This is a genomic window from Streptomyces sp. SLBN-31, assembly GCF_006715395.1.
Taxonomy (GTDB): Bacteria; Actinomycetota; Actinomycetes; order Streptomycetales; family Streptomycetaceae; genus Streptomyces.
The window spans coordinates 153,191-164,260 of the sequence record NZ_VFNC01000003.1 but is presented as its reverse complement, the minus strand read 5'-3'; the positions used below and the strand labels follow the sequence as shown (position 1 = coordinate 164,260).

At 69.9% G+C, this 11,070-nt stretch carries 9 protein-coding genes and 1 tRNA gene; 4 read left to right on the top strand and 6 right to left on the bottom strand.

What is annotated here, in order from left to right; all coding sequences use genetic code 11:
- Positions 1 to 151 precede the first annotated feature (151 nt).
- From FBY22_RS38270 to FBY22_RS38255, 4 genes are all read right to left on the bottom strand, one after another.
- Positions 152 to 1,309, bottom strand: coding sequence for a hypothetical protein (locus tag FBY22_RS38270; RefSeq protein WP_260845352.1), 1,158 nt, complete (start codon positions 1,307 to 1,309; stop codon positions 152 to 154).
- A 100-nt stretch (positions 1,310 to 1,409) separates the two neighbouring features.
- A tRNA-Arg gene (locus FBY22_RS38265) sits at positions 1,410 to 1,482 on the bottom strand.
- Between the two features lie 156 nt (positions 1,483 to 1,638).
- Positions 1,639 to 3,318, bottom strand: a complete 1,680-nt coding sequence (locus FBY22_RS38260) for an IclR family transcriptional regulator C-terminal domain-containing protein (RefSeq protein WP_142152772.1) — start codon at positions 3,316 to 3,318, stop codon at positions 1,639 to 1,641.
- An 81-nt stretch (positions 3,319 to 3,399) separates the two neighbouring features.
- Entirely contained in the window at positions 3,400 to 4,677 is a 1,278-nt protein-coding gene (locus tag FBY22_RS38255; RefSeq protein ID WP_142152771.1) for a M6 family metalloprotease domain-containing protein, read from the bottom strand.
- 278 nt (positions 4,678 to 4,955) lie between these two features.
- Between FBY22_RS38255 and FBY22_RS38250 the strand changes: the two genes are divergently transcribed.
- Together FBY22_RS38250 and FBY22_RS38245 are read left to right on the top strand one after the other, a co-directional pair.
- Positions 4,956 to 5,615 (top strand): TetR/AcrR family transcriptional regulator, encoded by a 660-nt coding sequence (locus FBY22_RS38250; protein WP_142152770.1) that lies wholly within the window; start codon positions 4,956 to 4,958, stop codon positions 5,613 to 5,615.
- A gap of 146 nt (positions 5,616 to 5,761) precedes the next feature.
- Entirely contained in the window at positions 5,762 to 7,303 is a 1,542-nt protein-coding gene (locus FBY22_RS38245; protein ID WP_142152769.1) for an MFS transporter, read from the top strand.
- Positions 7,304 to 7,409: 106 nt separating this feature from the next.
- Here FBY22_RS38245 and FBY22_RS38240 read toward each other — a convergent pair whose 3' ends face one another.
- On the bottom strand, positions 7,410 to 7,949 hold the full coding sequence (locus FBY22_RS38240; RefSeq protein ID WP_142152768.1) for a MarR family winged helix-turn-helix transcriptional regulator: 540 nt from the start codon (positions 7,947 to 7,949) through the stop codon (positions 7,410 to 7,412).
- A gap of 135 nt (positions 7,950 to 8,084) precedes the next feature.
- Here FBY22_RS38240 and FBY22_RS38235 point away from each other — a divergent pair, with 135 nt between their 5' ends.
- Positions 8,085 to 8,876 carry a dioxygenase gene (locus FBY22_RS38235; RefSeq protein WP_142152767.1) on the top strand — a complete coding sequence of 264 codons (792 nt, stop codon included), beginning with the start codon at positions 8,085 to 8,087 and terminating at the stop codon, positions 8,874 to 8,876.
- An 18-nt stretch (positions 8,877 to 8,894) separates the two neighbouring features.
- Here FBY22_RS38235 and FBY22_RS38230 read toward each other — a convergent pair whose 3' ends face one another.
- Positions 8,895 to 9,413 (bottom strand): GNAT family N-acetyltransferase, encoded by a 519-nt coding sequence (locus FBY22_RS38230; RefSeq protein WP_142152766.1) that lies wholly within the window; start codon positions 9,411 to 9,413, stop codon positions 8,895 to 8,897.
- A 194-nt stretch (positions 9,414 to 9,607) separates the two neighbouring features.
- Between FBY22_RS38230 and FBY22_RS38225 the strand changes: the two genes are divergently transcribed.
- A complete protein-coding gene (locus tag FBY22_RS38225) occupies positions 9,608 to 10,606 on the top strand; it encodes an RNA polymerase sigma factor RpoD/SigA (protein WP_142152765.1) in 999 nt (332 codons plus the stop codon).
- Positions 10,607 to 11,070: the final 464 nt, after the last annotated feature.

Here is an 11,070-nt window from a genome sequence, read left to right as displayed (position 1 = left end):
GCATGGTGCTTGATCTCGTTCGTGACGGCTGGCGCTACACCGTCCGCTCACGCATCGCTCACGCAATCGACCTGCATGACCAGCGGGAGATCACCACCGCGAGGGCACGGAACTACCCGCCAGCTCGGAGTTTTCCAACTGTGAAGAGGCTTCAACCGGCGGTGGCGCTCGCTGTGAGAACGCGGATGGCTTCGCGAGTGTTGTCCGCAGCGAAGCGGACTTCTCGCACTTCCTGCGTCGGCTTGCCCGTCTTGGGCGCCACCGGGTACGGCTCGCGCAGCTTGATGCTGAGGGTGGTGGAGTCGCCGATCGGCATCGCTAGTACTCCGTCGGTGATCTGGACGGCCCTCCGGTAGCCGCTGTGCCGGGCCGTACGTACCGACTCCACAAGTTCGAGTGGAATGGTGATCTGGGTGAAGTGCGCGAAGCGCAGCACCGCCTTGCCGTCGCCCACGGTGTGGGGGCGAATGGAGAGCGCCGCGATGAACCCGACGATCCATACCGTCCCGTACACGGAGAGGACCAGCAGAATGATGCGTACCACTGACCAGGGGACGAGGAATTCGACAGCGAGGATCTCAAGCGGTACGAGAAAGACCATCACCCACATGATTGGCTTGATTTCGGAGCCGTAGGTCAGGATCTCGTGGCCCTCTGGAGCGTCAGGCTTACGACGGATCCAACGCCACAGGGCGCGGAAGAGCCCGAACTCCATCCCCATCGCCTTGGCGACGGGCGCGGGCAGGACTGCGGACAGGGCCTGGTTGAGGGCCTCCTGCCCGTCGGCTCCCTGACTCCGGGAGGCCTTGAACGCCCGTCTGGCGAGCGTGAGTTCGGTGATGACGATCCCGGCGAGAAGGACTTCGAGGAGCAGTCCCACCACCACGGCCTCGCCCAGGCTGAACACGCCGGTCCAGACGAGACAGACCTGGGCGAGGACAACAGTCGGTGCCGCCCATCGGGCGGCGGTCGCCAGGGATTTTCGCAACGTCAACCACCTGTCCCTGCAACGATGCTCGATGCCCTCACCATCGCCCCAGTTTCTTTTCCACCGAAGGCGAGGAGAGCCCTCGGGTGGCCGTTTTCCGGTCGTGCGTGGCGGGCGGTGGAGAAAGGTGCGCCGCGCACGCCGCCGCCACCGCTTCTCCCAGTCCTGTTCCACGACGACCCAGCTCTCGCCGGTCAGCTGCTGTTCGAAGAAGGCGTAGGGCAGCAGGCCGTATCCCTGGCGACCCCAACCGGTTCCCCAGCTGTTGCGGATCCGGAAGGCGCCCGGTTCGGTGCCGCGGGGAGAAATTCCGGAGATCAACTCTCCGTCCGCTCACGCAAACGGCTCCGGACGAGGAGTCCGAGGCCGAGCAGCAACCCTCCCTGGGGAAGAAACCCCAGGTCAGAGCGGTACTACGTTGTGCCCCCGGCAGGATTCGAACCTGCGACACCCGCTTTAGGAGAGCGGTGCTCTATCCCCTGAGCTACGAAGGCGTGGTCGTGGTCGTGAAGGCCACAGGCGTCAGCGTACCGGATCTGTTCCGGGGATCGCTCGGATCTTGTCCCGGGGCGCGGGTAGCCCGCGTCACGCCCACCGCCACCCCCGCTACCCCCGTCACGCCCCCCGCTACTCCCCTCACACCAGCCCCCTCACACCACCGCCACCCCCGTGAACCGCCCCGCCACCCGCAGGTCGCCCTCGATTTGGTTCGCCGTCGCGCGTAGCTCCGGCAGGATGTCCCGTGCGCACTCCTCGACCGTGTGCCGGGCCGCGTGCATGGCCACGTTCAGGGCCGCCACGACCCGGCCGGTGCGGTCCCGTACCGGTACCGCGATGGATCGGAGGCCGTCCTCCAACTCCTCGTCGACCAGGGCGTATCCCTGCGCCCGGACCTCGTCCAGTACGCGCCGCAGGGTCGCGAGGTCCGTGACCGTGTGCCTGGTCAGTGGCCGTAGCGGTGCCAGGGCGCTCAGCTCGCGCTCGCGCTCCGGGTCGGGCAGGTCCGCCAGCATCACGCGCCCCATGGACGCCGCGTACGCCGGCAGCCGGGTTCCGACGGTGATGTTCACGCTCATCACCCGGCCCGTCGCCACCCGCGCCGTGTACTGGATGTCCCGGCCGGACAGCACCGACAGCGACGTCGACTCGTGGACCCGCTCCGAGAGCTCGGTCATGTGCGGCAGCGCGATCTCCGGCAGCGAGGTCCGCGACAGCGGCGGAAACCCCAGTCCCAGTACCCGGGGGGTGAGTTCGAAGACGCGGTCCCTCGCTCTCACCAGCCCGAGGTGCTCGTACGTGATGAGTGCCCGGCGCGCCGTCGCCCGGGCGAGCCCCGTCGCCTGGGCGACCTCCGTCAGGGTCAGCGCCGCCCGGCCCTCCCCGAAGGCGGTCAGCACCGTCAGTCCACGTGCCAGGGACTCCACGAACTCCCGGCCCAGCTCCTGCTTGGACGCGCCGGTCCAGGTCGCCAGGCCCGACGGGGGAGGCGCGGTGGCGCGTGCCGGCGTACGCAGGTCGTTCTGCATGCCCCGCACCGCCTCCCGCAGCCGCGGCAGCAGCGTCTCGCGCAGATCCGCCGCCGTGTGCCGGCTGGTGTGGCTGACGACGTTCGCCGCGCACGCGATCCGGCCGGTACGGGGATCCCGTACGGGGACGGACACGGCGACCAGCCCCGGTTCGATCAACTGGTCGTCCAGCGCCCAGCCGCCCTCCGCCGCCGCTCGTACCCGCCTCTCGAAGTCCCCCTCCGCATAAGCCACTTGGCGCGGCGGTACGGCCGCGAAGCCGCTGTCCTCCGGATCCGCGGCCCGCCGCGCGCGCCACGCCCGCCACTCCGGCTCCCGCCACTCCGTCGCGAACAGCGCGCCCGGCGCGGTGCGTTCGGTCGGCAGCAGGTCGCCGATGCGGAAGCTGAGGGACATCGCGCGGCGGCGGGTGGCCTGGTGGATGAAGCGGATGCCGTCGCGGTCGGCGACCGCCAGGGACACGGACTCGTCCAGTTCGTCGGCCAGGACGTCGGCGCGTTCGGCCAGGAGCGACGGGAGGCGCAGGGCCGCGAGGTACGCGTTGCCGAGCTCCATCACGCGGGGCGTGAGGACCGCGTCGCGGCCGTCCAGGCGGACGTAGCCCATGCGGGCCAGCGTGGAGGTGATGCGGTCGACCGTGGAGCGGGCCAGCCCCGTCGTCCGCTCCAGCGCGCTCAGGCTCAGTGTGCCGCCCGCCTCCGTCAGCGTACGCAGCACGGCGACCCCGCGGATCAGCGGCGTGACCGCCTCGGCCGGCACGCCGGTGTCGGAGACGGTGTCGAGGGCGGGATTCGCGGGTGGCATCGGCTCTCCGGTACGGCGGTCAGGGCAGCCCTACCGTAAACGGCACCCCCACCCTCGCGCCCCGGCAACCGCCCCCCTCCCTCACCGCCGCCCCACCACCACCCGATACCCCCCATCCGCCCCCACCCCCGCCACCTCGATCCACACTCCCCTCTTCATGTCCTTGAAGACCTCCCCGACGCCGAACGGCGCGTCCGAGAGTTCCGCCTGTACGTTCGGGCTCCGGGTGCACCCCCCGCTGTCCCGCTGGGAGTCGTACACCGTCACCGGGCCCATCCCGGTGTCCACGTCCGCGTCGACGCGGTAGATCAGTACTCCCGGCCGGCAGACCGCCTCGTCGTTGCCCGCGCGGGTGCGGACCTCGACGGCGTACCCCGTCCGGGGGCCGAGGGGGACGAAGATCAGTTTCGGGCCGCCCGCGCGCTCCAGGGGCGTCAGGGCGTACGACATCGTCCCGTGCGCCGCCGCGCAGGCGACCTGGGAGGCGTCCAGCCAGCCCAGTTTCCACTTGTGCCAGCCCAGGAGGTCGTTGTTGGCACCCCAGTCCTCGCTCATGATGTCCCAGTGGCCGACCGCGCCCCCGCCCTCCTGTGTGTAGAGGTCGGGGAGGCCGAAGACGTGGCCGTTCTCGTGGGGGAGTACGCGGTAGCCGGTGCGACCGTAGGAGCCGGAGCCGTCGTCCTGGCGGGAGTAGACGAAGGAGGCGTTCGCCACCGGGACGCCGTCGGCGACCGGCGCCTCCGTGTTGCCGGCGAAGGTCACCGACAGGACCGTGTCCAGCGCCGAGGGGCCCGCGTTCGGGGTGATCAGGACGTTCAGGAAGTCGTAGTCGCGGAAGTCGACCTTGGGGTCGGCCGCGCCGACGATGTCCTGGACCAGGTCGCGGTAGCCGGGGTCGAAGGGGGCGCCGCGTTCTATGCCGTACGCCTTGAACGGCTTGGGCATGCGCAGCCAGTGCCGGATCGGGGCCTCGGGGCGGTAGTCGAGGCGGCCGTAGGAGGCGGTGCGGAACCATCTCGCGGTCTGCGGGAAGAACTCGCGGTAGCGGTCGAGCGCGTCGCCGGGGCCGGGGGCGTCGGGGAAGTCGACCATCAGGGTCAGGGCGTGGACGGTGCCCGTGGAGCGGGAGTAGCCGGCGGAGGTCGGTACGCCCTCCGACATCTGGACGGTGTGACCGCCGCTGATCATGCAGGGGCCGAAGGCCGAGCCGCGGGCCGCCGTGATCGGGCCCGCCCCGGCCGCGCTGGCCGGTGTCCGCAGGTGCCCGCTACCGGCCGAGGTGCTGACCGCGAGGAGCATGGCGGTGACGGACGCGAGGGCGGCGACGCGGCGCAGACGTATCCGACGGCTGAGCTGCATGTACGGGCCCTTCGTCCTGGCAGCCGCCGGTGTCGGGCTGCGCCCTTTCGATCACCCTCGGTCGCGGGGTGGGCGGGCGCTCGCTGGAGGAGTCCGAACGTGGGGTCGGACGGAGAGCGGGCCGTGATGCGAACATCAGTGGGATGTGACGCAGGTCACGTCATAACTTCTCCTCAACCCGAAATAACCGGGGAGCGTCTCCCCGTTTAGTCAGGTGTCCGAGCGAAACGGGGACAGCTTCCCCGGATCGCGCAGAACAGAAAGCCAAGGAGTCCACCGTGACCGCCACGACGACCGCGAAGCCCGCGCAGCGCAAGGTGACCCGGCCGCGTGCCGACGCCCTGCGCAACCGGGAGCGGATCGTCACCGCCGCCCGCGAGATGTTCACCGAGTTCGGCCCGTACGTGCCGCTCGACGACATCGCCCGCCGGGCCGGCGTCGGCAACGCCACGGTGTACCGCAACTTCCCCGACCGCGACGCGCTCGTCCGCGAGGTCGTCTGCTCCGTCATGGACCGGACGTCGGAGGCGGCCGAGCAGGCGCTCGCGGAGACCGGGGACGCCTTCGAGGCGCTCGAGCGTTTCGTGCACATCGCCGCCGACGAGCGGATCAGCGCGCTGTGCCCGATGGTCCAGAGCACCTTCGACCAGAACCACCCCGATCTCGAAGCGGCCCGTGAGCGGTGCGAGCAGATCGTCGCGTCGCTGATGGACCGTGCCAAGGCGGCCGGCCAGCTGCGGACCGACGTCGGCGTCGGCGACCTGATGGTCGTCGTGGCCCAGCTCAGCCGGCCCCCGGCGGGCACGGACTGCCTCACCAGCGACCGCTTCGTCCACCGCCATCTGCAAATGTTCCTGGACGGACTGCGGGCCCCGGCCCGATCGGTCCTGCCGGGCGCGCCCGTCACCGTGGAGGACCTGCGCCGGCCCTGCGACTAGTACAGCCGATGAGTTCCGCCGCTCGCGGCGGTCAGAACTCCCGAGACCTGACACACACCACCACCGACTGACCGGTTCTCGCCCTGGGCGAGCCGTCCCCTTACGACAGCCTTTTTCCGTCACGAAGTCCCGAAGTGGGTACCCCCATGTCTGAAACAGCCGTAAAGGCTCCCGGCAGCACCCCAGGTGCCGCCGATTCCAACCGCTGGAAGGCGCTCGTCTTCATCGCGCTCGCCCAGCTGATGGTCGTCCTCGACGCCACCATCGTGAACATCGCGCTGCCCTCCGCCCAGGCCGACCTGGGCATCTCGGACGGCAACCGGCAGTGGGTCGTCACGGCCTACGCCCTGGCCTTCGGCGGTCTGCTGCTCTTCGGCGGCCGGATCGCCGACCTGTGGGGCCGCAAGCGGGCCTTCGTCATAGGTCTGACCGGCTTCGCCGCCGCCTCCGCGCTCGGCGGGGCGGCCACCAGCGGCGCCATGATGTTCGGCGCCCGTGCCCTGCAGGGCGTCTTCGGTGCCATGCTCGCGCCCGCCGCGCTCTCCCTGCTCGCCGTGATGTTCACGGACGCCAAGGAGCGTGCCAAGGCGTTCGGCATCTACGGCGCGATCGCCGGTGGCGGCGGCGCCGTCGGCTTCATCCTCGGCGGTGTGCTGACCGAGTACCTGGACTGGCGCTGGACGTTCTTCGTCAACATCCCGTTCGCGATCGTCGCCGCGCTGGGCGCCTACTTCGTCATCCGTGAGCCGGAGGGCGGCCGCAACCGCAACCCGCTCGACATCCCGGGCGTGCTGCTGTCCACCCTCGGTCTGGTCTCGCTCGTCTACGGCTTCACCCGCGCCGAGTCCGACGGCTGGGGCGACTCCCTGACGGTCGGCCTGTTCGTCGCCTCCGCGGTGCTGCTGCTGGCCTTCGTCGTCACCGAGGCCAAGGTCAAGGCCCCGCTGCTGCCCCTGCGGGTGATCACCGACCGCAACCGCGGCGGCATCTACCTCTCACTCGGTATCGCGATCATCGCGATGTTCGGCACCTTCCTGTTCCTGACCTACTACCTGCAGGTCATCAACGGATACTCACCGATCAAGACGGGCTTCGCCTTCCTGCCGATGATCGCGGGCATGATGATCGGCTCCACCCAGATCGGCGCCCGCCTGATGACCCGGGTTCCGGCCCGGGCGCTGATGGGCCCCGGCTTCCTGGTCGCCGCCGTCGGCATGCTGCTGATGACGCAGCTGGAGATCGGCTCGTCGTACGCCTCGACGATCCTGCCCTCGATGCTGCTGCTCGGTCTCGGCATGGGTACGGCGTTCATGCCGGCCATGTCCCTGGCCACGCTGGGCGTCGAGCCCCGTGACGCCGGTGTCGCCTCCGCGATGGTCAACACCTCGCAGCAGGTGGGCGGCGCCATCGGCACGGCCCTGCTGAACACGATCGCCGCCTCCGCGACGACCGCGTACATCAAGGACCACATCGCCTCCGCGACCTCCAAGTCGCAGGCGCAGCTGGTGCAGATGCAGGGTGCGGTGCACGGCTACACCAACGCGATCTGGATCGCGGTCGGCATGCTGGTCCTGGCCGCCGTGGTCGTCGTGACCCTGGTCAACGCCGGCCGACCCGGTTCGACCGCCGTGGCCGGGTCCGAGGAGGGCGTCGAGGACGAGCTGGCCGTGCCGGTGGTCGCCCACTGACGGCGGCCGCCCGGCCGTACCCCTTCGGAACCACTCGTACGTAGGAGGAAGGGGACGCCTCCTGCGTACGACCCCAGGACCTGCCCTGGTTCGCTGAGTGAGCGGCTCAGCGGAGCCAGGGCAGGTCCGCGCCCGCTTCGTCGGGCTGCAGCCCCTCGGCGACGATCTGCATGATCTCGCCGAGGGCTTTCTGCTGTTCGGGGGTCAGACGGTCGAACACCGCCTGGCGTACAGCCGTGACGTGGCCCGGCGCGGTCCGCCGCAGCACCTCGTGGCCCTGCTCGGTGAGCACCGCGAACTGGCCCCGCTTGTCGGAGGGACAGTCCTCGCGGCGCACCCAGCCGTTCTTCTCCAGCCGGGCGATGGCGTGGGAGAGGCGGGAGCGGGTGATCTTCGCCTTCATCGCCAGCTCGGTCATCCGCAGCCGGCCGTCCGGAGCCTCGGCGAGGGCGACGAGGAGGCCGTAGTAGACGTGCGGCATGCCCGCCTCGCGCTGGAGCTGGCGGTCGAGGTGGTCCTCCAGGAGCGTGGTGGCGTGGATGTAGGAGCGCCAGACGCGCTGCTCCTCGTCGGAGAGCCAGGGGGTGTCCGCGGGGGGCTCCTGTGCCGCGGGGGCGGGTGCAGCGGAGGTGGGTGCCGTCTTCATGCATCCACTGTACGAGACCTCTCCTTGAAATTTAAACAAATGACGCGTACCGTCTTTTCATAGAGTTTTAGATTTCAACCATCCGGCCGACATCATCCGTTCAACAGGCCACAGGAACCCTCGGGAGTCACCGTCATGTCCGCCGAAACGCCGGAGCGCATGCCCGCCCTCTACCTCAGCCACGGCGCGCCGCCCCTCGCGGACGACCCCGTTTGGCCCGGCCAGCTCGCCGCGTGGTCCGCGGACCTGCCCCGCCCCAAGGCGATCCTCATGGTCTCCGCCCACTGGGAGGAGGCCCCGCTCGCCCTCGGCGCGGTCGAGACGGTCCCGCTCGTCTACGACTTCTGGGGCTTCCCCGAGCACTACTACCGCGTCCGCTACGACGCCCCCGGCGCCCCCGAACTCGCCGAGTCCGTCCGCAAGTTGCTGCGCGCGCCGGGCGTGCCCGTGCAGGACATCCCGGACCGGGGGCTGGACCACGGCGCGTACGTCCCGCTCGTCGAGATGTTCCCGGCCGCCGACATCCCCGTACTGCAGATCTCCATGCCCACGCTCGACCCGGTGAAGCTGATGGAGATCGGCCGCAAGCTGGCGCCCCTGCGCGACGAGGGCGTGCTGATCGTCGGCTCCGGCTTCTTCACCCACAACCTGGCCGCGCTGCGGCACGTCGGACAGGGGGTGCCCGGCTGGTCGGCCGAGTTCGACGACTGGGGGCACGGCAGGCTGGAGGACGGCGACGTCGACGCGCTGCTCGACTTCCTGCACAAGTCGCCGGCCGGCCGGCTCGCCCACCCGCGCACCGAGCACTTCGCCCCGCTCTTCGTCACCATGGGCGCCGCGGACGCGGCCGGCGAACTGGACGCGCAGAAGTCGGTGATCGACGGCTTCTGGATGGGGCTGGCGAAGCGGTCGGTGCAGTTCGGCTGACCGCCGGGGCGGCCCCGCCTACAGCTCCTTCTCGTACCAGGCGACGTCCCAGTAACGGCCGAACTTCCGGCCCACCTCCCGGTACGTACCGACGTGACGGAACCCGAAGCGTTCATGCAGCCGCGTGGACGCTTCGTTGGGCTGAGCGATGCCCGCGTAGGCGCGGTGCAGGTCCTCGCCCCCCAGGGCCTCGAAGAGGGCCTTGTACAGCAGGGTGCCGATGCCGCGCCGGCCCGCGTCCGGGGCCACGTACACCGTCGTCTCCACAGAGGTCGAGTACGCGGGCTTGGCTCGATAAGGGCTGGATGTGGCGTAGCCCAGAATCTCCTGTGTGTCCGCTTCCGTGGCAACCAACAGGCGGTACGGCCCGTCTTCAGGGTGGGAGAGCAGCCACGGACGGCGCTCCCGGGGAGTGAAGGCGGCGGTGTCGAATGTGATGGGCGTCTCACGTACGTAGTGGTTGTAGATGTCGGTGAGGGCTTCGAGGTCGTTCTCGACTCCCGGCCTGACCTGCACCTCTGCACGCTCCGACGGCATCAGACCTCCTCGTGTGGCCGGACAGGGTACTGCATGATCAGAAAAAACGAGGGACGGGTTGGGAATTCTGTCCGGATTCCAGTCGTTGTTTCCATCAGACGCAGGGCACCCGACAAAGGTGCTGAGCGGTACTCGAAGACGAGTGCCGACGTCTGAAGGACCACCCGCCAGCCCACCATCACAAGGGAGCACGCATGGCAACCCGTGCCGTCGCCCGTCGTCAGTCCGCCGCCGGCGAGACCGGTGACGCGGCACGCAGTGTTCGCGCTCATGGCGGCGAGATCGCAGACCGCGACCTGGTCGGCATGTACCTCGACGAGATAGCGCGCACACCGCTGCTCGACGCCGCCAAGGAGGTCGAGCTGTCCCAGATCATCGAGGCGGGTGTGTTCGCGCGACAGGTTCTCGACGGGTACGAGGAGTCCAAGGCCGAGGCCACCCGCGAGGAGCTGGAGGCTCTCGTCGCCGAGGGTGAGCGCGCCAAGGACATCTTCATCCGCTCCAACCTCCGTCTGGTCGTGGCCGTGGCCCGTCGCTACCCCCGTAGCGGCCTGCCCCTGCTGGACCTCATCCAGGAGGGCAACGCCGGGCTGGTCCGCGCGGTCGAGAAGTTCGACTACCGCAAGGGCTTCAAGTTCTCCACGTACGCGACCTGGTGGATCCGTCAGGCCATCACCCGCTCGATAGCCGACCAGTCCCGCACCATCCGCCTCCCCGTCCACCTGGTCGAGGAGCTGGGCCGGATCCGCCGTGTGCAGCGCGAGTTCAACCGCGAGCACGGCCGCGACCCGGAGCCCGCGGAGATCGCGGCCGAACTCGGTTCCAACGCCGATCGCGTGACGGACGTCCTGGACTGGGCCCGCGACCCGGTCTCCCTGAACATGTCGGTGGACGACCAGGGCGAGACCCAGTTCGGCGACCTGCTGGAGGACACCTCCGCGGTCTCCCCGGAGCAGTCGGTCCTCACCCTGCTGCGCAGCGAGGAGCTGGACGACCTCATCGGCCGCCTCGACCCGCGCACGGCCTCCATCATCAAGATGCGCTACGGCATCGAGGACGGCCGCGAGCGCACGCTGACCGAGGTCGGCAAGGAGCACGGCCTGACGCGCGAGCGCATCCGTCAGATCGAGAAGCACGCGCTGCTGCAGCTGAAGAAGCTGGCCCGCGACACCGGCTTCGAGGCGGCTGCGTAACACCGACGGTGGCTGCGGCCGGGGCGTGCGCGTGGGGGCGCGTGCGAGCCGGCCCGCCGCGGCGGCGTACGACGGTCGTGGGCCGCGTACGCCGGGTGGCGGAAGACCGCGCAAACATGGCGCGTAACGCCGCTTCAACAGGCGGTGCCCTGGGAAAAAGACTTCAGGGCACAGGAGTTCGGGCGAACCGACAGGCGTTCGGGGCGATCCGGACCGGCACGGCTGCCTCTGAACGACCCTCCGGACCAAGTCCCGACGCACACCCCCCCCGGCGCCGGGACTCTCCCTGAGCCGGGCTTCGGCGCCCTCCCCCCGGGCGTCGTAGCCCGGCTCTTTTTCGTCCGTGGGCTTTCCCGCGGCCGACGCTTTCCGCATGCAGGCGTCGGCGTCTTCACGCATGGTGGGCGTTTCCGCGCACGTTGGAGGGCGGGGCACCCCGAACCTGAACCCCGGGGTGGCCCGCC

Bases quoted from the DNA above. Each gene is read 5' to 3' on its own strand.
- FBY22_RS38230 (WP_142152766.1), bottom strand. From the start codon at position 9,413: ATGCCGTCGGAGCGTGCAGAGGTGCAGGTCAGGCCGGGAGTCGAGAAC.
- FBY22_RS38225 (WP_142152765.1), top strand. From the start codon at position 9,608: ATGGCAACCCGTGCCGTCGCCCGTCGTCAGTCCGCCGCCGGCGAGACC.
- FBY22_RS38235 (WP_142152767.1), top strand. From the start codon at position 8,085: ATGTCCGCCGAAACGCCGGAGCGCATGCCCGCCCTCTACCTCAGCCAC.
- FBY22_RS38255 (WP_142152771.1), bottom strand. From the start codon at position 4,677: ATGCAGCTCAGCCGTCGGATACGTCTGCGCCGCGTCGCCGCCCTCGCG.
- FBY22_RS38245 (WP_142152769.1), top strand. From the start codon at position 5,762: ATGTCTGAAACAGCCGTAAAGGCTCCCGGCAGCACCCCAGGTGCCGCC.
- FBY22_RS38240 (WP_142152768.1), bottom strand. From the start codon at position 7,949: ATGAAGACGGCACCCACCTCCGCTGCACCCGCCCCCGCGGCACAGGAG.
- FBY22_RS38260 (WP_142152772.1), bottom strand. From the start codon at position 3,318: ATGCCACCCGCGAATCCCGCCCTCGACACCGTCTCCGACACCGGCGTG.